The 23,946-nt window shown below is 40.3% G+C and carries 21 protein-coding genes and 1 tRNA gene; 18 read left to right on the top strand and 4 right to left on the bottom strand.

What is annotated here, in order from left to right; genetic code table 11:
* Positions 1-69: 69 nt before the first annotated feature.
* Entirely contained in the window at positions 70-864 is a 795-nt protein-coding gene (gene pflA / locus O3643_RS04165) for a pyruvate formate-lyase-activating protein (protein ID WP_004251620.1), read from the top strand.
* A 74-nt stretch (positions 865-938) separates the two neighbouring features.
* Here the strand turns inward: pflA and yidC are convergent, their stop codons facing one another.
* A complete protein-coding gene (gene yidC, locus O3643_RS04160) occupies positions 939-1,865 on the bottom strand; it encodes a membrane protein insertase YidC (RefSeq protein ID WP_036752222.1) in 927 nt (308 codons plus the stop codon).
* Between the two features lie 76 nt (positions 1,866-1,941).
* Entirely contained in the window at positions 1,942-2,220 is a 279-nt protein-coding gene (locus O3643_RS04155; RefSeq protein WP_004251635.1) for an acylphosphatase, read from the bottom strand.
* 33 nt (positions 2,221-2,253) lie between these two features.
* Between O3643_RS04155 and O3643_RS04150 the strand changes: the two genes are divergently transcribed.
* From O3643_RS04150 to O3643_RS04100, 11 genes are all read left to right on the top strand, one after another.
* Positions 2,254-2,994, top strand: a complete 741-nt coding sequence (locus tag O3643_RS04150) for a TrmH family RNA methyltransferase (RefSeq protein ID WP_371500046.1) — start codon at positions 2,254-2,256, stop codon at positions 2,992-2,994.
* A gap of 53 nt (positions 2,995-3,047) precedes the next feature.
* Positions 3,048-3,731 carry a Bax inhibitor-1/YccA family protein gene (locus O3643_RS04145; RefSeq protein WP_074324314.1) on the top strand — a complete coding sequence of 228 codons (684 nt, stop codon included), beginning with the start codon at positions 3,048-3,050 and terminating at the stop codon, positions 3,729-3,731.
* A 95-nt stretch (positions 3,732-3,826) separates the two neighbouring features.
* Positions 3,827-4,819 (top strand): aspartate--ammonia ligase, encoded by a 993-nt coding sequence (gene asnA, locus O3643_RS04140; RefSeq protein ID WP_006147837.1) that lies wholly within the window; start codon positions 3,827-3,829, stop codon positions 4,817-4,819.
* Between the two features lie 59 nt (positions 4,820-4,878).
* Entirely contained in the window at positions 4,879-5,418 is a 540-nt protein-coding gene (gene rsmD, locus O3643_RS04135; protein WP_049494510.1) for a 16S rRNA (guanine(966)-N(2))-methyltransferase RsmD, read from the top strand.
* Entirely contained in the window at positions 5,408-5,896 is a 489-nt protein-coding gene (gene coaD / locus O3643_RS04130) for a pantetheine-phosphate adenylyltransferase (RefSeq protein ID WP_254724576.1), read from the top strand. The genes rsmD and coaD overlap by 11 nt, the downstream gene beginning before the upstream one ends.
* Positions 5,880-6,917, top strand: coding sequence for a SepM family pheromone-processing serine protease (locus O3643_RS04125; protein ID WP_006147840.1), 1,038 nt, complete (start codon positions 5,880-5,882; stop codon positions 6,915-6,917). Before coaD ends, O3643_RS04125 begins: the two co-directional genes overlap by 17 nt.
* A 57-nt stretch (positions 6,918-6,974) precedes the next feature.
* Positions 6,975-7,205, top strand: a complete 231-nt coding sequence (locus O3643_RS04120) for a DUF1146 family protein (protein WP_033587493.1) — start codon at positions 6,975-6,977, stop codon at positions 7,203-7,205.
* A gap of 24 nt (positions 7,206-7,229) precedes the next feature.
* Positions 7,230-8,516 carry a UDP-N-acetylglucosamine 1-carboxyvinyltransferase gene (gene murA, locus O3643_RS04115; protein ID WP_371500042.1) on the top strand — a complete coding sequence of 429 codons (1,287 nt, stop codon included), beginning with the start codon at positions 7,230-7,232 and terminating at the stop codon, positions 8,514-8,516.
* A complete protein-coding gene (locus tag O3643_RS04110; RefSeq protein WP_371500040.1) occupies positions 8,503-8,697 on the top strand; it encodes a DNA-directed RNA polymerase subunit beta in 195 nt (64 codons plus the stop codon). The genes murA and O3643_RS04110 overlap by 14 nt, the downstream gene beginning before the upstream one ends.
* A 203-nt stretch (positions 8,698-8,900) precedes the next feature.
* Positions 8,901-9,728, top strand: coding sequence for a DNA/RNA non-specific endonuclease (locus O3643_RS04105; protein WP_371500038.1), 828 nt, complete (start codon positions 8,901-8,903; stop codon positions 9,726-9,728).
* A 118-nt stretch (positions 9,729-9,846) separates the two neighbouring features.
* Positions 9,847-11,178, top strand: coding sequence for a hemolysin family protein (locus O3643_RS04100; protein ID WP_371500036.1), 1,332 nt, complete (start codon positions 9,847-9,849; stop codon positions 11,176-11,178).
* Between the two features lie 84 nt (positions 11,179-11,262).
* Here O3643_RS04100 and O3643_RS04095 read toward each other — a convergent pair.
* A tRNA-Cys gene (locus O3643_RS04095) sits at positions 11,263-11,333 on the bottom strand.
* A gap of 179 nt (positions 11,334-11,512) precedes the next feature.
* Here O3643_RS04095 and O3643_RS04090 point away from each other — a divergent pair.
* From O3643_RS04090 to O3643_RS04065, 6 genes are all read left to right on the top strand, one after another.
* The gene (locus O3643_RS04090; protein ID WP_006152175.1) at positions 11,513-13,495 is read left to right on the top strand and encodes a peptide ABC transporter substrate-binding protein; all 1,983 of its coding nucleotides are present in this window, start codon (positions 11,513-11,515) and stop codon (positions 13,493-13,495) included.
* Positions 13,496-13,560: 65 nt separating this feature from the next.
* Positions 13,561-15,057, top strand: coding sequence for an ABC transporter permease (locus tag O3643_RS04085; RefSeq protein ID WP_371500034.1), 1,497 nt, complete (start codon positions 13,561-13,563; stop codon positions 15,055-15,057).
* Complete coding sequence (gene oppC, locus O3643_RS04080; protein ID WP_036752266.1) at positions 15,057-15,983, top strand: oligopeptide ABC transporter permease OppC; 927 nt, start codon at positions 15,057-15,059, stop codon at positions 15,981-15,983. The genes O3643_RS04085 and oppC overlap by 1 nt, the downstream gene beginning before the upstream one ends.
* An 8-nt stretch (positions 15,984-15,991) precedes the next feature.
* Positions 15,992-17,059 (top strand): ABC transporter ATP-binding protein, encoded by a 1,068-nt coding sequence (locus O3643_RS04075; protein ID WP_371500031.1) that lies wholly within the window; start codon positions 15,992-15,994, stop codon positions 17,057-17,059.
* Between the two features lie 10 nt (positions 17,060-17,069).
* Positions 17,070-17,996, top strand: a complete 927-nt coding sequence (locus tag O3643_RS04070) for an ATP-binding cassette domain-containing protein (protein ID WP_006147851.1) — start codon at positions 17,070-17,072, stop codon at positions 17,994-17,996.
* A 155-nt stretch (positions 17,997-18,151) separates the two neighbouring features.
* Positions 18,152-18,352: a hypothetical protein gene (locus O3643_RS04065; RefSeq protein WP_006147852.1), complete on the top strand. Its 201-nt coding sequence runs from the start codon at positions 18,152-18,154 to the stop codon at positions 18,350-18,352.
* 245 nt (positions 18,353-18,597) lie between these two features.
* Here the strand turns inward: O3643_RS04065 and O3643_RS04060 are convergent, their stop codons facing one another.
* The gene (locus O3643_RS04060; protein ID WP_371500028.1) at positions 18,598-23,871 is read right to left on the bottom strand and encodes an SIALI-17 repeat-containing surface protein; all 5,274 of its coding nucleotides are present in this window, start codon (positions 23,869-23,871) and stop codon (positions 18,598-18,600) included.
* Positions 23,872-23,946 lie beyond the last annotated feature (75 nt).

The raw sequence follows: 23,946 nt of genomic DNA, 5'->3' as shown, positions 1-23,946 counted from the left end.
AAATCTGTGGTTTTTCTTTTCAGGCATGATATAATAAAGCTATAAAACGGTTTCAAGGAAGGTGACGTGATGTCTGAAGAAACAATTGACTATGGACAAGTGACAGGAATGGTGCATTCGACAGAGAGTTTTGGGGCGGTAGATGGCCCTGGGATTCGTTTTATTGTCTTTTTGCAGGGCTGTCAGATGCGTTGCCAATATTGCCATAACCCTGACACATGGGCGATGGAAACCAATAAATCTCGTGTACGAACAGTAGATGATGTTCTAGAAGAAGCGCTTCGTTATCGTGGTTTCTGGGGAGACAAGGGAGGTATCACAGTCAGTGGAGGAGAAGCTCTCTTGCAGATTGATTTCTTGATTGCCCTCTTTACCAAAGCAAAAGAAAAAGGAATCCACTGTACCTTGGATACTTGTGCCCTTCCATTCCGTAATAAACCACGCTATCTAGAAAAGTTCAATAAGTTAATGGCCGTGACAGACTTGGTTCTTCTTGATATCAAGGAAATCAACGAAGCACAACACAAGATTGTAACCAGTCAAACCAATAAAAATATCTTGGCATGTGCTCAGTACTTGTCAGATATTGGGAAACCTGTTTGGATTCGTCACGTTCTTGTGCCTGGATTGACAGACCGTGATGAAGATTTGATTGAGCTTGGTAAGTTCGTAAAAACTCTTAAAAACGTTGATAAGTTTGAAATCCTACCCTACCACACTATGGGAGAATTCAAATGGCGCGAGCTTGGCATTCCGTATTCTCTTGAAGGGGTTAAACCTCCAACGGCAGATCGTGTGAAGAATGCTAAGGAATTGATGGATACAGAAAGTTATCAAGATTACATGAAACGTGTACATGGATAAAAAGAAGCCTGATGGGAACATCGGGCTTTTCTGATATAAAAAAAGCTTAGCTAGAATGCTAAGCCTTTTATTTTTTATCTAGAATGTTGTTTTCCAGAATTGCGTTTTTTATTTTTCTTCTTAGTAGAAGTTGAGATAACTGCTGCTGATTCAGGAGTTACATCTTTACGAGCACCTGAAGTTTTGCTTGCTTTTGGTGGGTTCTTGGCATATTCTTCACGTACTTTTTTACGAAGTTTTGGACGAATGATGTAGTTGACGATGAATTGTTGAAGGATCATCATGAAACCACCGACAACCCAGTAAAGCGTAACGCTGGCTGGTGAAAAGATTGAGAACATGACAATCATCATTGGACTCATGTAAATCATCTTCTTGAGTTGTTCTCTTTGAGTCTCATCTTCAACTCCGTGTAGTGAAAGGAGCGATTGGACGTAGTAGAGAACACCTGCACAGGCGATAAGAATCCAACTTGGAGAACCAAGTGCGATTCCTAAGAAGCTAGCTTCAGCAACACCTTCTGTATGTTGAGCAGCAAAGTAGATCGCTGAGAAGAAAGGCATTTGGATGAGGAGAGGGAAACATCCTACTCCGCCAAACATGCTGATACCGTGCTCTTTTTGAGCAGCAAAGAGAGCTTGTTGGGCTTCCAGTTTTTCTTCTTGAGTAGTTGCTTCTTTGAGACGAGTTTGATGTGGCTCAAGAACATGCTTGAGGGCGTTCATCTTTTCAGAGTGAAGCGTTGCCTTCCAAGATTGATAGATACCCAGTGGCAAAATAATCAAGCGGACGATGATGGTTACGATAATAATAGCGACCCCAAAGCCTAGCCCTTTATCAGTAGCAAAGTACTTGATGGCTTCAGCCATAGGTGCTCCGATTGTATTCCAGATAAATCCTGTTGGTTGTCCAGTTGCTTTATCAACCTGGACACAGCCTGTTAAGACTAATAGCATGGCCACTCCCATGATAGAGAGGGCGATTCGTTTAATTGATTTCACTGTTTTAATTCCTTCTTAAAAATGATACCTTTCTATTCTACTGTTTTTTTTGAAAATATACAATAGTTCTAGAGACCTAATTTGCTACTTTGAAATCTGAATAGGATGGGAAGTTGCTCAATTGAACATCTAGATAAGTTACTTTTGAGAAGGGAGTAGGTCCCTTTCGGATTTCTTGGATGAACTTAGCCATGATAGCTGAAGACTCTGCTTGGGCAAGAATTTCAACGGTTCCGTCATCGTTGTTCCAGACACGACCAGTGATTCCACCTATTTCGAGGGCAAGGGTATAGACGCCCCAGCGGAAACCAACGCCTTGAACGCGACCCTGTGCGATCATTTTGACCTTTTGCATACCAAACCTCCTTGATTGTGTTATAATACTCCTATGACTATTATAACCTCTAAAGCCAATTCTGTGGTAAAAAATGCCAAGAAATTGCATCAAAAAAAATATCGAAAATCTTCTTATTTAATTGAAGGATGGCATTTGTTTGAAGAGGCTGTTCAGGCTGGTGCTAAGATTGAGAAAATATTTGCCCTTTCAGAGTATGGTGAAAAATTAACGGACTACCCTCAGACCGTCTTTGTTGCCGAAGAAATCTTGCTTGATTTGGCAGATTCACAAACTCCTCAGGGCATTGTAGCCATTGTTCAAAAGGAAGAAGAGCAGTTGCCGGATTTCACCTCTGGAAAATATCTTTTCTTGGAAGACGTGCAGGATCCTGGAAATGTTGGCACAATGGTTCGGACGGCAGATGCGGCAGGTTTTTCTGGAGTCATTGTTTCAAGCAAGTCAGCAGATATATATAGCTTGAAGACTCTCCGATCCATGCAGGGCAGTCATTTTCATGTACCGATTTATCGGATGCCTGTTGAAACTTTTGTAGAAGAGGCTAAAAAGGGCAATTTACCAATTCTGGCAACTACTTTGTCCCAAAACTCTAAAGATTATCGTGAGCTTGCTCAGCTAGCAGATTTCGTCTTGGTCATGGGAAATGAAGGTCAAGGAATCAGTCAATTCATGACAAATCAGGCAGACCAACTGGTTCATATTACCATGAAAGGGAAGGCGGAAAGTCTCAACGTTGCAATTGCTGCAGGCATACTCATGTTTTATTTGAGTTAAATTGTTTTATTTTTGTTATAATCAGTAAAAAGATTTCATAAGGAGAAAAAGATATGAATCAAACAATTATTCAAGAACGTTCTGGTCTGAATCAATTTTATGCAAAAGTCTATGCTTTTGTAGGGATTGGGATTGCCTTATCTGCAATCGTTTCAGCCTTGATGTTAACAACCTTCCAAGATCTTCTTGTTCAGTTAATGCTTAACGCCCGCATATGGTTAATTGTCACAGGAATTGTAGAAGTAGCTCTAGTAATTTTTGCAAGTGGTTTAGCGGTAAAGAATAGTCCAGCAACCTTTCCAATATTTCTGCTCTACTCAGCGATCAATGGTTTTTCACTAAGCTTCATTGTGTCGCTCTATCTTCCTGGGACAGTTTTGACAGCCTTTATCTCCAGTGCAGCCCTCTTCTTCGTGATGGCTATCGTAGGAGTAGTCATCAAAAAAGATTTGAGTGGGATCGGTCGTGCTTTGATTGCAGCCCTATTTGGTCTGATACTCGCCATGGTTGTCAATATTTTCCTAAATAGTGACCTAATGGATTACATTATTAGTATTGTTATGGTGCTTGTTTTTGCAGGTCTCATTGCTTGGGATAATCAAAAAATTCGTTATGTTTACGAAGAGTCAGATGGTCAGGTCGCTACAGGCTGGGCAATTTCTTTAGCACTTAGCCTCTACCTCGACTTTATCAACCTCTTCCTTAGCTTCTTACGAATCTTTGGACGTGACGATTAATACTTTTAGAGCTCAAATGAGCTCTTTTTTAATTTTTACTTTCCTTTTTAATAACAAAAAGGTATAATCTTTTTATTATTCAAAAGGAGGAACGTATGAAGAAAAGTTTTATCCATCAGCAAGAAGAGATTTCCTTTGTAAAAAATACCTTTACCCAATATTTAAAAGATAAGTTAGAAGTAGTAGAAGTGCAAGGACCAATCTTGAGTAAGGTTGGTGATGGGATGCAGGACAACCTTTCAGGTATTGAACATCCAGTTTCAGTTAAGGTTTTGCAGATTCCTAATGAAACCTATGAAGTGGTGCATTCACTTGCCAAGTGGAAACGCCATACCTTGGCTCGTTTTGGTTTTGGTGAGGGAGAAGGCCTCTTTGTTCACATGAAGGCCCTTCGTCCAGACGAAGACTCACTAGATGCTACTCACTCAGTCTATGTAGATCAGTGGGACTGGGAAAAAGTTATTCCAAATGGACAGCGCAATCTTGCCTACCTTAAAGAAACGGTCGAAAAGATTTATAAGGCTATTCGTTTAACAGAGCTGGCAGTCGAAGCCCGCTATGATATTGAGTCAATCTTGCCGAAGCAAATTACTTTTATCCATACTGAAGAATTGGTAGAACGTTACCCAGACTTAACTCCAAAAGAACGTGAAAATGCTATCTGTAAGGAATTCGGTGCGGTCTTCCTAATTGGTATCGGTGGTGTATTGTCAGATGGAAAACCTCATGACGGACGTGCGCCGGACTATGATGACTGGACAACAGAATCTGAAAATGGCTACAAGGGTCTAAATGGAGATATCCTTGTTTGGAATGATAATTTGGGTGCAGCCTTTGAATTGTCTTCAATGGGGATTCGTGTCGATGAAGACACTCTTCGTCGTCAGGTAGCTATTACGGGAGATGAAGATCGCTTGAGTCTAGAATGGCATAAGGCTCTCTTGAACGGACTTTTCCCTTTGACAATCGGTGGAGGAATTGGACAGTCTCGTATGGCCATGTTCTTACTTCGTAAGAAGCACATCGGTGAAGTTCAAACCAGTGTTTGGCCACAAGAAGTCAGAGATACTTACGAGAATATTCTTTAATCAATCGAACCGAGAGGTTCGATTTTCTTATTTCATCAGAATTTGGTATAATATACCTTATGAAAATCGTATCAGGAATCTACGGAGGACGTCCTTTAAAGACCTTGGACGGGAAAACAACGAGGCCGACATCGGACAAGGTCCGCGGAGCTATTTTCAATATGATTGGCCCTTACTTTGAAGGAGGGCGTGTGCTAGATCTCTATGCTGGTAGTGGGGGCTTATCCATTGAAGCGGTTTCAAGAGGGATGTCGAGCGCTGTCCTAGTTGAGAAGGATCGCCGAGCACAGAATATTGTGGCAGAAAACATTCAGATGACCAAGGAAACCTCTAAATTTCAATTATTGAAAATGGAATCCAGTCGCGCATTGGAGCAAGTGGATGGTGTCTTTGATCTCATCTTTTTGGATCCTCCCTATGCAAAAGAACAGATCGTATCCGACATTGAAAAAATGGCGGAGAGAAATCTTTTCTCAGAAGATGTCATGGTGGTCTGTGAGACCGATAAATCAGTAGAACTTCCAGAAGAAATCGCCTGTTTGGGCATCTGGAAGGAAAAAATATATGGGATTAGTAAGGTGACGGTTTATGTCAGATAAAATTGGGCTATTCACAGGTTCTTTTGATCCAATGACAAATGGGCATATGGATCTCATTGAGCGTGCAAGTAAGCTCTTTGATAAATTGTATGTGGGAATTTTTTATAATCCACACAAAAATGGATTTTTACCGATAGAAAGTCGGCTAGAGACGGTTGAAAAAGCGGTGGGACACCTAAAAAATGTCCAGGTCATATCCTCTCATGATGAATTAGTCGTTGATGTTGCTAGAAAACTAGGTGTCCATGTTCTTGTTCGTGGTTTGCGTAACGCTGCGGATCTTCAGTATGAAGCCAGTTTTGATTTTTACAACCATCAATTAGCAGGAGAGATTGAGACAGTCTATCTCCATAGTCGCCCAGAGCATGTTTATATCAGCTCTTCAGCTGTTAGAGAACTATTGAAGTTTGAACAAGATATTAGCAAGTATGTACCAAATGTAGTCTTGGAGGAGTTAAAGAATGAAGAAAAAAACTAGATGGCCCATATATTTAATCATCGGGCTCATTATCACTTTTATAGCTTTTACGGTACCACTTCCTTATTATATTGAGGTGCCAGGGACTTCAGAAGATATTCGAAAGGTTTTACAAGTCAATAACCAATCTGATCAAGAAGAAGGTTCTTACCAATTTGTGACGGTAGGAGTTAAACACGCCAGAATGGTGGACTTGGTTTATGCTTGGCTAACACCTTTTACAGATATTCGTAGTGCCAAAGAAATGACAGGTGGTTCTTCAGATGCAGAATTTATGCGAATCAACCAGTTTTACATGGAAACTTCGCAAAATATGGCCAAATATCAAGGTCTGAAGGCGGCGGGCAAGGAGATAGAACTCAAATACCTGGGAGTCTATGTTTTGACCGTAACAGATAACTCAACCTTCAAGGGTATTCTCAATATCGCTGACACTGTAACAGCTGTCAATGATAAGACTTTTGAGAGCTCTAAGGAAATGGTCGACTACGTCAACTCTCAAACTCTAGGTGACAAGGTTAAGGTTACTTATCAAGAAGATGGGAAAGTCAAAACCGCTGAAGGAAAAATCATTACTCTGGAAAATGGGAAAAATGGTATTGGAATCGGGTTGATTGACCGCACAGAAGTGTCAAGTGATGTGCCAATCAAGTTTTCAACTGCTGGCATTGGTGGTCCGAGTGCTGGAATGATGTTTAGTTTATCCATCTATACGCAAATTGCAGATCCAACTCTTCGAAATGGACGTATTATTGCTGGTACAGGAAGTATCGACAGAGATGGAAATGTTGGTGATATTGGTGGAATTGACAAAAAAGTTGTTGCTGCTGCAAAAAAAGGAGCTACTGTATTCTTTGCTCCTAACAATCCAGTAACTGAAGAAGCTAAAAAGGCCAATCCTAATGCTAAAAGTAATTATGACACGGCTGTAGAAGCTGCTGAAATGATTAAAACAGACATGAAGATTGTTCCTGTAAAAACACTTCAGGATGCAATTGATTACTTGAAAAACAACCCATAAAATATAGTGCAAGTCCATAGACTAGCGTTGAAAAAGAGAAGATGGTATAATAGGCAGATGATTCAATTGTTTTTTACCCTCAGTAGTCATATGTTTTTTGTCTACCTAGTTTTTCAACTTTTGAAAGATTTAGTCAAATGGGATCAAATTTTGAAGGTGACTAAGGACAATGCGAGGAAAGTACGACTTTTGGTAGTGTTGTGTAGTATCGGTTTAGGGTATCTAATCAGTTCTTTTTTCCTAAATCTCTACCAACTATGGCAAGAAGCCGTACGGACATTATTCTAAACTCGAAAGTAAAGGAAAATATTTATGGAAAAAATTGTAGTTCGAGGTGGCGATAATCGCCTTGTCGGAAGTGTTACCATTGAGGGCGCGAAAAATGCAGTTTTGCCACTACTTGCAGCGACAATTTTAGCAAGCGAAGGAAAAACAGTTTTAAAAAATGTTCCTATCCTATCGGATGTCTTTACCATGAACCAAGTAGTTCGTGGATTAAATGCGAAAGTTAATTTTGACCAAGATGCACACATTGTTGAAGTGGATGCAACAGATGATATCACAGAAGAAGCTCCCTATAAGTATGTCAGCAAGATGCGTGCTTCTATTGTAGTCTTGGGTCCAATCCTGGCTAGGGTTGGTCACGCTAAAGTTTCGATGCCAGGTGGTTGTACGATCGGTAGTCGTCCGATTGACCTTCACCTTAAAGGTTTGGAAGCAATGGGGGCTAAGATCACCCAAACAGCTGGCTATATCGAAGCTAAGGCAGAACGCTTGCATGGAGCCCATATCTATATGGACTTTCCTAGTGTTGGGGCAACCCAAAACTTGATGATGGCTGCAACGCTAGCTGATGGCGTAACTGTTATCGAAAATGCTGCGCGTGAACCTGAAATTGTAGACTTGGCTGTTCTTTTAAATAAAATGGGTGCTAAAGTCAAAGGTGCGGGAACAGAGAGCATTACTATCACTGGTGTTGAAAACTTGCATGGTGCAACCCATAACGTTGTTCAAGACCGCATCGAAGCAGGGACATTCATGGTTGCTACTGCAATGACAGGTGGAGATGTCCTGATTCAAGATGCTATCTGGGAACACAACCGTCCCTTGTTGGCGAAATTACAAGAAATGGGTGTTGAAGTCATCGATGAAGATGAAGGAATCCGCATCCGTTCTCAACGAGACAAACTAAAAGCAGTTCATGTCAAGACCTTACCACATCCAGGGTTTCCAACGGACATGCAGGCGCAGTTTACTGCTCTTATGACGGTTGCTCAAGGAGAATCAACTATGGTTGAGACAGTCTTTGAGAATCGTTTCCAACATCTAGAGGAAATGCGTCGCATGGGCTTGCATTCTGAGATTATCCGTGACACTGCTCGTATTGTTGGCGGGCAACCTCTCCAAGGGGCAGAAGTGCTGTCTACGGACCTTCGTGCAAGTGCAGCCTTGATATTGACAGGCTTAGTGGCTGAAGGTGAGACTGTTGTTGGAAAACTTGTCCATTTGGATAGGGGCTATTATCGTTTTCATGAAAAATTAGCTCAGTTAGGGGCTAATATTGAACGGGTAAGTGTGGAAGCTGATGAAGATGAATAAAGAAGTAGCTTATGTGTTGCGTCGATTTCTTTTAGTCATCATTGTTTTACTTTTAGGTGTCTTAGCACTTGGAATTGGCTTGATGATTGGCTACGGTATCTTAGGCAAGGGGCAAGATCCATGGGCGATTTTAGCTCCAGAAAAGTGGCATGAGTTAATTGCGAAATTTACAGGGAAATGAGAGTGGGACAGAAATCGGTAATTCGTTAGAATTCGATTTTGTTGTCCCACCTCCGCACAGTTGAGTAGGGCTGTAAAAGCTGATGAAATCAGCGTAGTAGAGCCCACTCAGCCACTGCGTCTTGATCGACAATCCAAAGACAATTGAGAGGCTAGGACTTTTGTCCCAGCTTCTTTTCTAGGAAGTGAAATGAAGGAGAAAGTATGAATAAAAAAACAAGGCAGGCACTCATAGGTCTTCTGCTTTTCCTACTTTTGTCGGCAGGAAGTTACTACATAAAAGAAATGCAGGCTTCCAATGCTACACCGAAAACACAGGTTAACCAGAAATCCCAGTCGCTTGATACTCCAAGCCAAAAATTGGCCGAGAGTGTACTGACTGATTCGGTAAAAAAACAAATAAAGGGTACTCTTGAGTGGAATGGAGCAGGTGCCTTTATCGTAAATGGGAACAAAACGAACTTAGATGCAAAGGTCTCAAGTAAACCTTATGCTGATAACAAGACAAAAACTGTAGGTGGGGAGACAGTTCCAACTGTGGCTAACGCCCTCATGTCAAAAGCAACAAGACAGTACAAAGACCGTGAAGAAACCGGGAATGGTTCAACTTCTTGGACCCCGGCAGGATGGCATCAGGTCAAAAACCTAAAAGGGACTTATAATCACGCTGTAGATAGAGGACATTTATTAGGCTATGCCTTGATTGGTGGTTTAGATGGTTTTGATGCATCTACTAGCAATCCCAAAAATATCGCTGTACAAACAGCCTGGGCCAACCAAGCACGCGCAGAAGATTCGACTGGACAAAACTACTATGAAAGTTTAGTTCGAAAGGCTTTGGATCAAAATAAGCGCGTGCGTTACCGTGTCACATTGCTCTACGCTACAGAAGAAGATTTGGTTCCTTCTGCATCTCAAATTGAAGCCAAATCATCTGATGGTGAATTGGAGTTTAACGTCGTGGTTCCTAACGTTCAAAAGGGAATTCAGTTAGATTACCGAACAGGAAAAGTAACTGTTACAAAGAACTAATAGATAGTCGGTCCCTTATTGTTTCGGTAGGGGATTTACTATAGAAATCACAATTTAATGTGTAGAAGTTGAAAAATATGGTATAATAGTCACAATTATACTTTTTAGGAGAAGGAAAATGGAAGACCCGAGCAGTCAGGATTTGTTACTGCAATTTGTATTATTAGTTGTTTTGACCTTTTTAAATGCTTTTTTCTCTGCTACAGAGATGGCTATAGTTTCTCTTAGTCGCTCACGTGTTGAACAAAAGGCTGAAGAGGGAGATAAACGCTATATCCGTTTGCTAAAGGTACTTGAAAACCCCAATCACTTTTTATCAACCATTCAAGTTGGTATTACTTTAATTACAATCTTGTCAGGGGCTAAACTAGCAGACTCTCTAGGACAATTGATAGCCTCATGGATGGGAAATAGCGAAACTGCGTATGCAGTAGCTTCTTTCTTATCACTTGCTTTTTTGACATATATTTCAATCGTTTTTGGCGAACTTTATCCTAAACGCATTGCTCTAAATCTTAAGGATGCCTTGGCAATCCGAACGGTACCATTTATTATTGCTATCGGTAAGATTGTGAGTCCCTTTGTTTGGTTGCTATCTGCATCAACCAATCTTTTGAGCCGTTTGACGCCGATGACATTTGACGATGCAGACGAAAAAATGACTCGTGATGAGATTGAGTACATGCTGACTAAAAGCGAAGAAACTTTGGATGCTGATGAAATCGAGATGTTGCAGGGGATTTTCTCACTGGATGAGCTTATGGCGCGTGAAGTCATGGTTCCTCGAACAGATGCCTTTATGGTAGATATCCAAGATGACACTCAGACCATTATCGAAAGTATCTTAAAACAAAATTTTTCTCGAATTCCTGTTTATGACGGCGATAAGGACAATGTCATTGGTTTGATTCATACAAAGAATCTGCTAAAAGCAGGGTTTACCGATGGTTTTGATAATATTGTATTGAGAAAGATATTACAGGAACCTTTATTTGTACCTGAAACCATTTTTGTGGACGATTTGTTAAAAGAACTGAGAAATTCACAAAGACAGATGGCTATTCTTCTTGATGAATACGGAGGAATGGCTGGTTTGGTAACACTTGAGGATCTCCTTGAAGAGATTGTTGGTGAGATTGATGATGAAACTGACCGTGCTGAAGTCTATGTTCATACTATCGGCGAGGACACTCATATTGTCCAAGGGACAATGAATTTGAACGATTTCAATGATTATTTTGATGTCGAGCTTGAAAGTGACAATGTAGATACCATTGCTGGTTATTATTTGACAGGTGTGGGAACTATTCCAACATCTGAGAAACTCAGCTATGAGTTAGATAGTGGAAATAAGCATATCACCTTGACAAATGACAAGGTCAAAAATGGTCGTGTCACCAAGCTTAAGGTTCAAATCCAAGAACTTGAATCAGAAGAAGAAACTGAATAAAACAAAAGCTTTATCAGAGAAAACTGATAAAGCTTTTTAAGTGTAAAAAAGAAAAGACTCCGTTAGGAGTCTTCGTTTATATAGAGGCGGTAGACGGATTTGAACCGACGATCAAGCTTTTGCAGAGCCGTGCCTTACCACTTGGCTATACCGCCTTAACTTTTATTATTATACCTTGAAAATTGTTTCTCGTCAATAGTTTTCTTTTCTGAAAACATAAGATTCAAATGTTTAAAAAAACATGCGACAAAATATTCTGAAAATTCGTTTACTTTTTAAAAAAACTGTGGTATAATTTTCAATATCCACAATTTAAAACGAGGAGTTTATAAATATGAAAAAAAGTCGGATTCTTGCAGTAGCCGGTGTTGCATTACTTGCTACAGGTGTTCTTGCAGCTTGCGGTTCTTCAAAATCATCTAATGATGCAGAGGCTCCAAAAGCTTACGGTTATACATATACCGCTGATCCAGAAACTTTGGATTATCTTATCTCTGGTAAACAAAGTACAAAAGTGGCTACTTCAAATGGTATTGATGGCCTATTTACAAATGATAAATATGGGAACATTACACCAGCAGTTGCAGAAGACTGGTCTGTATCACAAGATGGTTTAACTTATACTTACAAGATTCGTAAGGGAGTAAAATGGTTCACTTCTGATGGTGAAGAGTACGCAGAAGTAACTGCTAAAGACTTCGTAAATGGTTTGAAACACGCGGCTGATAACAAATCAGCAGCAATGTATCTAGCAGAAAATTCAGTTAAAGGTCTAGCTGATTATGTAGCCGGAAACAATAAAGATTTTGCTTCAGTTGGTGTTAAAGCAGTTGATGACTATACTCTCCAATACACTTTGAACAAGCCTGAGCCGTATTGGAATACTAAAATGGCTTACTCAATCTTTTGGCCTTTGAACGAAGAATTTGAAAAATCAAAAGGTTCAGACTTCGGTAAAGCGACTGATCCAACTTCTTTGCTTTACAATGGTCCATTCTTGCTTAGAGGTTTGACTGCTAAGTCATCTATCGAATTTGTGAAGAATGAAAACTATTGGGATAAAGATAATGTTCATTTGGATACTGTAACCCTTGCTTACTACGATGGTTCAGACCAAGAATCACTTGAACGTAACTTTACAAGTGGAGCTTACAGCTATGCTCGTCTTTTCCCAACCAGCTCAAACTTCTCAAAAGTTGAAGAAACATACAAAGACAATATCTACTACAATCCACAAGGTCCAGGTATCGCTGGTTTGGGTATCAATATTGATCGTCAATCATACAAATACACTTCAAAAACTACTGACGAAGAAAAGACTGCTACTAAGAAAGCCCTTCTTAATAAAGATTTCCGTCAAGCTTTGAACTTTGCATTTGACCGTACTGCATACTCTGCTCAACTTAATGGTGAAAAGGGAGCTCCTCTTGCTGTTCGTAACCTCTTTGTAAAACCAGAGTTTGTGTCTGCTAACGGTAAAACATTTGGGGACATGGTAACTGAAAAAGTTGCTACTTATGGTGATGAGTGGAAAAATGTAAACCTTGCTGATGGTCAAGATGGACTCTTCAATGCGGATAAGGCTAAAGCTGAATTAGCTAAAGCGAAAACTGCTCTAGAAGCTGAAGGTGTGAAATTCCCTATCCACTTGGATATTCCAGTAGACCAAACATCTAAAGGTTACATTGCTCGTATCCAGTCATTCAAGCAATCAGTTGAAACTACACTTGGAACTGAAAATGTAGTGATTGATATCCAACAAATCACTACAGACGAACTACACAATATCACATACTACGCAGCTAGCGCAGCTGCAGAGGATTGGGATCTTTCAGGTGCAGTTGGATGGAACCCTGACTATGAAGACCCATCAACATACCTTGATATCTTGAAAACAACTAATAGCGAAACAACTAAGACTTACATGGGATATGACAATCCATCTAACCCAGCAGTTGCTCAAGTTGGTTTGAAAGAATATGATAAATTAGTTGATGAAGCTGGAAATGAAACAAGCGATCTTGCGACTCGTTATGAAAAATATGCAGCAGCTCAAGCTTGGTTGACAGATAGCTCACTCTTCCTTCCTGCAATGGCATCTTCAGGAGCAGCTCCTATTATCTCTCGTGTTGTTCCATTCTCAGCATCTTATACTCAATCTGGTGATAAAGGTTCAGATGTTTACTTCAAATATCTTAAATTGCAAGCTAACACTGTAACTGCTAAAGAGTACAAAGAAGCTCGTGAAAAATGGCTCAAAGAAAAAGCTGAATCAAACGAAAAAGCTCAAAAAGAATTAGCGAGCCACGTGAAATAAATAATGCTCATCAGAACTTTCTCTCCAAAAGGAGAAGGTTCTTTTGGGATTTTAAAGGAAATAATATGAAAAAATATGTTTTTATGCGTATCTTGCGGTCGTTAGTTTCTATCTTTTTAGTAACGACCTTGATTTACACAATCATCTATACGATGGTTCCACGGAAGTTGATCTTCAAACAAGATACTAACTACAATAAAATTGCAACCACAGCTGATAAACGTGATAACTATGAAAATACTGTTTTTGAGCGTATGGGTTATATCGAATATTACGATACGAAAGAGTTGCAGGAAAAAGCTAGTAGCATTGACCCTTCTGTAACCGTTGATGCAAACGATACAAATAAAGCTATCTACGAAAAATATATCCAACAACTTGGTAACGGTTGGACTTTGGGTGAATTCACAGAGAGCGGACAATTCTATGCTACTCGTGAAATCCCTATTTTCGAGCGTGTGTTCAAATTCTATGCAAACTTGCTTGAAATTGACCATACAAATAAGATTCAAGACCCGGAAAATCCTAATTTAGAGCGTTATTTGCGATTTGAAAACGATCCGGCTATTGGATGGTCTCTAGTAGGTTCAGGGACTAAACATAAATACCTCTTGTACTTCAACAGTCAATTCCCATTTGTTCACCAAAACTTTGTCAACTTGAACTTAGGAGATTCTTACCCAACTTATGCCAATACTCCTGTTCTTCAAGTTATCACACAAGGTCAAGGACAAACCAAGACTTCAGAAGTTCAATTCCCAACTGGTAAGAAAACATCATCAGTTAACATTTACTCAAGAACCTACAAATCTCCAAGTCAAGCAGATGCACGTGAAGTAGCAAACTATGGTAAGGATGATCCTTATACAGCTACTGAAAGTAATTATCAATATCCTTCAATGATTACAAGCTCTGCTATCACAGGTTTGATTGGTCTTGCTATTTCATACGCGATTGCAATTCCACTTGGTTCTGCAATGGCTCGGTTCAAGAATACTTGGATTGATAGTTTCTCTACAGGAGCTTTGACCTTCTTACTTGCTCTTCCAACCATTGCCCTTGTATACATCATTCGTTTGATTGGTTCTTCAATTGGATTCCCAGATTCATTCCCTATCTTGGGTGCTGGAGACTGGCGTTCGTATGTTTTACCTGCAGTGATTTTGGGCTTGTTGGGTGCACCTGGTATGGCAATTTGGATTCGTCGTTACATGATTGACTTACAATCTCAAGACTTCGTTCGTTTTGCACGTGCAAAAGGTCTATCTGAGAAAGAAATTTCAAATAAACACATCTTTAAGAACGCTATGGTACCACTCGTTTCAGGTATTCCAGGTTCTATTATTGGTGTTATCAGTGGAGCAACTCTTACAGAAACAGTCTTCGCTTTCCCTGGTATGGGTAAAATGCTGATTGACTCTGTAAAAGCATCAAACAACAATATGGTTGTTGGTCTTGTCTTTATCTTTACATGTATTTCTATCTTCTCATTATTTGTAGGGGATATTTGGATGACTATGATTGACCCACGTATTAAACTGACAGAGAAAGGAGGCAAATAATGTCTACAATTAGTAATGATAAATTTCAATTTGTAAAACGTGATGATTTTGCCTCTGAAGCAATTGATACTCCTGCTTATTCATACTGGGGTTCTGTCTTTAGACAGTTTTTGAAGAAAAAATCAACAGTCATCATGCTTGGTATCTTGATTGCCATCGTTTTGATGAGTTTTATCTACCCAATGTTCTCAGATTTTGACTTTAACGATGTAAGTAAGGTAAATGATTTTAGTGCTCGCTATATCAAACCGAATGGTGAATATTGGTTCGGTACAGATAGTAACGGGAAATCTCTCTTTGATGGTGTCTGGTTTGGAGCTCGTAACTCTATCTTGATTTCTGTAATTGCGACCTTTATCAACCTTGTTATCGGTGTGATTGTAGGTGGAATCTGGGGTATTTCAAAATCAGTAGACCGTATCATGATGGAAGTCTACAACGTTATCAACAATATTCCATCGCTATTGATCGTTATCGTTTTGACTTACTCTATCGGTGCAGGTTTCTGGAACTTGATTTTTGCCATGAGTGTAACTACATGGATTGGTATTGCTTATTCAATCCGTATTCAAATCATGCGTTATCGTGATTTGGAATATAACCTTGCTTCTCAGACGCTGGGGACACCAACTTATAAAATTATAGTAAAAAATATTATGCCTCAGTTGGTATCTGTTATCGTGACGACTTTGACACAAATGCTGCCAGCCTTTATCTCGTATGAAGCTTTCCTTTCATTCTTTGGGCTTGGTCTACCGATTACGGTTCCTAGTTTGGGACGTTTGATCTCAGATTATTCTCAGAACGTAACGACAAATGCCTACCTCTTCTGGATTCCATTGACCACTTTGGTCTTGGTGTCCTTATCACTATTCATTGTTGGACAAAACCTAGCCGATGCTAGTGATCCACGTACACATAGATAGGAGTAGAAATGACGAATAATAAAAATGTAATTTTATCTGCTCAAGATATTGTCGTGGAATTTGATGTTCGTGACAAAGTTTTGACCGCTATTCGCGGAGTTTCTCTTGAGTTGATTGAAGGAGAAGTTCTTGCCTTGGTTGGAGAATCTGGTTCGGGTAAATCAGTTTTGACAAAAACTTTTACAGGAATGTTAGAAGAAAACGGTCGTATCGCTCAGGGGAGCATCGATTACCGTGGACAAGACCTAACAGCACTTTCGTCTCACAAAGATTGGGAACAAATTCGTGGGGCTAAGATTGCAACTATCTTCCAAGATCCTATGACTAGTTTGGATCCAATCAAAACAATCGGAAGCCAAATTACTGAGGTTATTATTAAACACCAAAGTAAAACAGCTAAAGAAGCAAAAGAAATGGCTATCGACTACATGAATAAGGTTGGTATTCCTGATGCTGAAAAGCGTTTTGAGGAGTATCCATTCCAATATTCTGGAGGGATGCGTCAACGTATCGTTATCGCTATCGCTCTTGCATGTCGTCCAGATGTTCTTATCTGTGATGAGCCAACTACGGCCCTTGATGTTACCATTCAAGCTCAGATTATTGACTTGTTGAAGTCTCTACAAAATGAATACCACTTTACAACAATCTTTATCACACACGACCTTGGTGTGGTAGCAAGTATTGCTGACAAAGTTGCGGTTATGTATGCTGGTGAAATCGTTGAGTATGGTACAGTTGAAGAAATCTTCTACGATCCACGTCACCCATACACATGGAGCCTCTTATCAAGTTTGCCACAGTTAGCTGATGATAAAGGAGAACTATATTCAATTCCAGGTACTCCTCCGTCACTATATACAGAATTAAAAGGTGATGCATTTGCTCTTCGTTCAGATTACGCAATGAAGATCGATTTTGAAGAAAAAGCACCTCAATTTGCTGTGTCAGATACTCATTGGGCTAAAACTTGGTTGCTTGATGAACGAGCTCCAAAAGTTGAAAAACCAGCAGTAATTTCAAATTTACATGACAAGATTCGTGAGAGAATGGGTCTTGTTCATCTAGAAAACTAGGAGGAAGGAAATGTCTGAAAAATTAGTAGAAATTAAAGACTTAGAGATTTCCTTCGGTGAAGGAAGCAAAAAGTTTGTAGCCGTTAAAAATGCTAACTTCTTTATCAACAAAGGTGAAACTTTCTCTCTAGTTGGTGAGTCAGGTAGTGGTAAAACAACGATTGGTCGTGCAATTATCGGTTTGAATAATACCAGTAAAGGGGATATCCTCTTCGAAGGTAAAAAGATCAACGGTAAAAAATCACGAGCTCAAGAAGCTGAAGTAATCCGTCGTATTCAAATGATTTTCCAAGACCCTGCTGCTAGTTTGAATGAGCGTGCCACGGTTGACTATATCATTTCTGAAGGTCTTTATAATTTCCATCTATTTAAGGATGAGGAAGAAAGACAAGAAAAAGTTAAAAAAATCATTAGTGAAGTTGGACTTTTGGCTGAACATTTGACACGTTATCCTCATGAGTTTTCAGGTGGACAACGTCAACGTATTGGTATCGCTCGTGCCTTGGTTATGCAACCTGACTTTGTAATCGCAGATGAGCCAATTTCAGCCTTGGACGTTTCAGTTCGTGCCCAAGTTTTGAACTTGCTCAAGAAATTCCAGAAGGAATTGGGCTTGACCTATCTCTTTATCGCCCACGATTTGTCAGTAGTTCGTTTTATCTCTGATCGTATCGCGGTAATTTATAAGGGTGTCATTGTTGAAGTGGCTGAAACTGAAGAATTGTTTAACAATCCAGTTCATCCATACACACAAGCACTTTTATCAGCTGTGCCGATTCCAGATCCAATCTTGGAACGTAAGAAAGTTTTGAAAGTCTATGATCCAGACCAACATGACTATGAAACAGACAAACCTTCTATGGTTGAAATTCGTCCAGGTCATTACGTTTGGGCTAACCAAGAAGAATTGGAACGCTATAAAAAAGAAATGAAATAATCACTAAAGTTTCATAATCTAGCTAGAAGGCTTCTAGAAAGATTATGAAACTTTTTTATTTTGCAGATAAAAACTTGATAATCTATATAAATTTGATATACTGAATACAATAAGAACTAATCTGTTAGAAATGACATGAACTAGGGGAGAATCACATGGACAACCAACCAAATTTTTTTACAGGAATGGCTAGAATTATTGGGACATGCCTCTGGGTAAAAGGAATGGAAGTACTGACTGAGAAGAAGGAATCTGAGCCAAAAGCCTTAGAGGTTGTTAAATTTCTTGCGGCTTATAAAATGATATCTGCTCTGCCTTGGATTGCGGGACTTCCTAGAAAGGAAGATAAAAAATGAAATTTATTTGGGATATTTTATTTTATATCCTAGTCAAGCCACTGATTATGATTGTAGAATTCATTTGGTATCACATTTGTTTATTTTTTTATGAACTCCTTTTGAATTTGTTATATTCGATTTTTAACTGGATTTATAACTGGCTTTTTAGTTTATTTTAAAAGACTCTGAAAGAAATCAAAAGGATGAGTAATTTACTCATCCTTTTTCTATTTATCTAAATCTTTATAGATTTATTGGGATCACTATTTTTTACCTTTAAGCAAGAAGGCTGCAGCTAAAGCTAAGCTGAGACTTGCCATGAAGAGGAGTGGGCTGGCCTCTTCTCCAGTGGCAGGAAGTTGTTTGTCATTTGTAGAATTTTCACCATTGAGCTGGTTTTTATTTGCTAATGGACTAGCTTCTTCGATTTGACTTGAGCTTGGTTGTTGGACTTCTGTTTCAGTCTTGTAGACGATAGCATAAGTAGTCAAATCAATGGTGAGAAACTCAAGCATGCCATTACGAATTGTGAAATCTTGTGCTTTCAAGTCTTTTTCTGGACTGAAGCGATAGAATTCTTGGACTGTGCCAGAAATTGGTAACCGAACCAGTACAGCACCTTTTGCTTGGATTAGTTGACCATTTTCATTCTTGAGTTGAATGTCGTAGGCATCATATTTCTTGCCCAAGAGTTCTTGCTTGTCTACTTTCTGGATTTCAAGATAACTTGCTTCACCTAGCTCATTTGCTCCACTGATGACTTGAACTCCGGTAGCCTGGTCTTTTAAGGCTTTGAGTTTAAACTCAGGAAGAGAGATGATAGGCGCTGCTTGGTCGCTCGCAGTACCGATAGGGCCAGTGTATTCAGGAATATCCACGATAGGAGCTGCTTGGTCGCTCGCAGTACCGATAGGCTTAGTATATTCAGGAATATCTACGGTAGGCGCTGCCTGGTCGATCGCAGTACCGATAGGCTTAGTATATTCAGGAATATCCACGACAGGCGCTGCTTGTTCCCCTGCAGTACCGATAGGCTCAGTGTATTCAGGAATATCTACGACAGGCGCTTCCTGTTCTCCCGCAGTACCGATAGGATCAGTGTACTCAGGGATATCCACAATAGGCGCCGCTTGGTCGCCCGCAGTACCGATAGGCTCAGTATACTCAGGAATATCTACGGTAGGCGCTGCTTGTTCCCCTGCAGTACCGATAGGCTCAGTGTACTCAGGGATATCCACAATAGGTGCTTCCTGTTCTCCCGCAGTACCAATTGGGTCAGTATATTCAGGAATGGTTACTACTGGAGCAGGCTCGTCACCTTTGCTTGTAACAACTGGATCTTCTACAGGTGCAGTTTCCCCTTTTGGAAAGACTGTTACAATAGTACTGCTTCGTGTTTCTCCTAGGATAGCATAAGCTTCTATTGGATTGCCAGTTTTACGTTCCGTAGTTTCAGGAATGCCGATTTCTACCTTGTTATCCTTTATGCTTAATACAGTTTGCTCGCCAGAAGTGACAAGATGATCTTCATCGACTTTTCTTAGGACTAGGGGATCTGTAACACCAGGGAATGTCACAGCAACAGCATCCCAGTTACCAGTTGGTAAAGTTAGGGTAACTGTCTTATCTTCTACCTTTATAGGTTCGAGGCTTGGTGTATCTAATGATACTGATGGAGCTTTTAGAATATCGAATGAATCAAGGGAGATTTTCTTTCGACCGTCTGGAGAATCCGGGTCCACTTTCAAAGTTAGGACATGATCACCATCTGCTAGATTAGTAAACTCTCCAATCAATGCTCCTTTTTCGGTAGCTCCAGCAGTGTAAAAGTCAAGGCTTGGCATTTCTTTTCCATCGAGAGTCACAAGTGCCTTACCAAGGGCAGATGTTTTCAGTCCATAGATACGGATACCTGTACCAGAGAATGGAATTCTTGCAGTTGCTTCAGGGGCGAGACTATCGTCTGCATTAATATCTGCATATTTCTCTGTAGAAGCATAGAGTTCCGCATCAGTCCAGTCTTTAAATGCTGAGCCGTACTGGATACGAGAATCACGATCATCTATCTTCTCAACTGTTTCTCCTTGACCTGGGAAGACCTTGAAGTAGTCTAAGGAAATTTTTGAGCGTTCACTTCCACGTCCCTTATGTTCCCGCTTAACAGTGATAGTCATGAGGTGAGGGCCTGAAGAAAGATTTGTATAACGACCAATTAGGACACCCTTTTCAGTAGCTCCATCTGTATAGAAATCAAGCTCTCCAACAGATTTACCATCAATTGTAACCTCAGCAAGTCCTAATTGAGAAGACTTGAGTCCGTAGATTTCAATACCAGGTCCATTGAAAGGAATGGTTGCTGTTGCATCTTTATCGGAATAATTCCCATTTGAGATATCGGCGTATTTTTCTGTTCCGCCAAAGAGTTCGGAGTCAGACCAGTCTCCAAAGGCAGCGCCATACTGAATGCGAGAGTCACGATCGTCCATGAGCTCACTAAAGGCGGAAATTGAAGCAACATCAGAAACAGGTGTTGAACGGTCTCCTAGCATAGCCTTAACGGTATAAGTATAGGCATGACTTGAATCAATAGAACGGTCGATAAAGCGAGTTTGGTTGGTTGTAAACTCACGGACAGTAGAAGTTTGACCAGTTTCATCTCTACTTTCCCGATGGATGACATAATGAGTTGCCCCTTCAACAGCATTGAAATTAAGTTCTGCAGTCGTTGAATCTTTTCGTTGGGTAGTCAGACGAGTAATACGACCAGGGAAGTTTTCAAAGGTAATGACATCGCCCTTTTGTGTCGTAAGTTGAATACGGTTGTCTTTGATGCGGGTAGCTTGTACTTCCTTACCGTTTACCTTGACAAGGCTAGCTTCGATATTTGGATAGTCTACGACTAAGTCTCCACCCACATTAGAAAGGAAGGATAGCGTTTCAAGATTCTTTTCTTTCCATTTCATGCTGACTTCAAAGTTACCACGAGCTACTAGACCTGAGACTTGACCATCTTTCCATGCATCTGGAAGGGCCGGTAATGGAGCAATGTAGCCGGTGTGGGATTGGAGAAGCATTTCTGCCATCCCACTGGTTGCACCAAAGTTTCCATCGATTTGGAAAGGCGCGTGCGTATCCCAGAGGTTTTCTAGAGTTGAGGATCTGAGTTGTTCTGCCAACAAACGATGGGCACGATTTCCATCTAGGAGACGAGCCCAGAGGTTGATTTTATTAGCCTTAGACCAACCGGTACCACCATCTCCACGATGGTTTAGGGTTGCGCGTGCTGCTTCCAGATATTCAGGCTGATCTTTGCCAAATAAGGTTCCTGGGAAGAGCCCAACCAGATGAGAAACGTGGCGGTGATGATTTTCAATTCCTTCATTAGTGAATTGAGGACTGTCTTCTTCGTACCATTCCTTGATTCGGCCATCTTGGTTGATATGAAGTGGTTTGAGCTTGTCAAATTTAGCCTTCACTTCTGTCACCAAGTCTTGGTCGACCTTCAGGTGATTGGCCGCTTCCATATAGTCGTGGAATAACTGCCAAACTAGAGATTGGTCAAAGGTATTCCCAATTGTGATAGTTCCATGCTCTGGTGAGTATGATGGAGAAGAAACCCAACGGTCACTAGATTTGTCGTAGTGCAAGAAGGAATTCCAGAACTTGGCTGTTTCCTTGAGCATTGGATAAATCTTTTCTTTGAGATAGGTTTCATCCTTGGTGAATTTGTAGTAGTCATAGACGTTCTGCATCATCCAAGCATTGGCAGCAGGAGACCAACCCCAGTAATAATTCCAACCTGGAGTTGTCCAGCCAAATGGTGTTGCTTGAGTATGAACCAACCAACCGTTTTCTTGGCCTTCTTTGGATTCGATACCTGCATATTCTTTAGCAGCGATACGACCATAGTAGCGCATGTCATCAATATAATTGACCATTGGCTTAGCAGTTTCTGCAAGATTGTTCATGTAGGCAGGCCAATAGTTCATCTGAAGGTTGACATTGAGGTGGTAGTCTGAGTTCCAAGGTGGATTGTCTACTGCATTCCAGACTCCTTGCAAGTTGGCAGGAAGGGCATCTGTCCGGTCACGAGAAGAACTAATGAGTAGATAACGTCCGTATTGGAAGAAGAGCTCTTCTAGTTTTTGCCCTTTTTCTGGGTTGTAGGTATGCAGAGCTTCTTTTGTAGTTTGGCTAGACTTGCTATCGCCAAGATTTAGTTGAACACGATTGAAGAGACTTTGGTAATCCTTAATGTGATTATTTTTTAGGGTTTCATAATCTTTTGCCTTGGCAGCTTCTACGATAGACTTAACAGTATTTTCTAGGTCAATATCCTTGCGATAATTGGTTTTTGGATTTTGAGCAAAGTTGGTCTTGGCACTGAGTAAAAGGGTCGCATAGCTGGCTCCGGTGACAGTCAAATAGCCATCTTGTGCAGTGACTTGTCCGTCTGTCTTGATTCCGAGATAGGAAGCAAATTTCAGACCATTGTCTTTGACAGTTCCTTTGAGCAAAATACCATTAGGATCAGTCGTAACTGCCCCTTGTTTATAATTCGAATATTCCCAGGAGTAGTCGCCATTCGCAATCAAATCTTCAGTCAAACTATTCCAGAGTGTAAAATCAAGGGTTTTATCACCTTTTTTACTCAAGTGGGTCACAGTAACATCGTCAGGATAGCTAGAGAAGGTTTCGCGTTTAAAGTTTGTACCATCTTGGGTATAAGAAGTAGTCGAGATGGCCTCAGAAATATCTAAGCCACGATGATAGTCGGTAACATTCTCCAAGCCTTTCTTTTGGTTGTTAAAGACCATAAAGATATCACCAAAAGATAAGTAACGACCATACTGAGCATTGTTTGGTCCGACTAGGTTGCGCTCCGCTAATTGTTTTGCTTTTTGGCGGTTTCCTTCTTCTAATGCCTTACGAATTTCTGCTAAGACCTTATAGCGGTCTTGATAGTTCCCTCCATTGTAGTCGGTGCTATCCGGTTGTGGCCCACCAGACCAGAGAGTTTTTTCATTGTATTGGATTCTTTCTTCACCGATGAGCCCAAAAACTTTTGCCCCCATTTCTCCATTTCCGACTGGCAGGGCTTGTTTTTCCCAGCCGTCATAAGAAGGAGCAGTTGGTTGGTCGTAATGAAGTTGATAGTTTTCTTGCTTAGTCATAGGAAGTTCTGGTTTTTCACTCTCCTTATTTTCAGAAGGTTCAACTACAGCGTTAGTCTCTGATTGATGATGTGTTTGAGGTGTTTCCTTTTCAGGTTTTACCTCTTTGTCAGCTAATTCAGTAGAAGTTTGATTTTTTGTGCTTGGTTGATTTTCCTTATTCTCTTGAGTGGGTTCCTCTACTTTTGTATTCACTTGAACCGTAGTCTCACTGACACTTGCTTGATTTTCTTTCACTTCGATGCCATCGGCAGCTACATTCTGTGTTGCTAGAAAAACAGCTCCCAGTAAAACAGAAGCAGTTCCAACGGTCAATTTTCGGATGCTATACTTACAGGATTTTTCCCAATAGCTCTTCTCCATAAAAACTCCTTTCTCAAATCTGTAAGCGCATACATTTTCTTGTAAAAAAATAAGCCTTGCAGAAAGATGTTTCCT

Origin of the sequence: Streptococcus sp. 20925_1_44, from assembly GCF_041432435.1 — a bacterium.
GTDB classification, from domain to species: domain Bacteria; phylum Bacillota; class Bacilli; order Lactobacillales; family Streptococcaceae; genus Streptococcus; species Streptococcus infantis.
The sequence above is the reverse complement of the archived record's forward strand: the minus strand, read 5'-3'. Positions and strand labels throughout refer to the sequence as shown.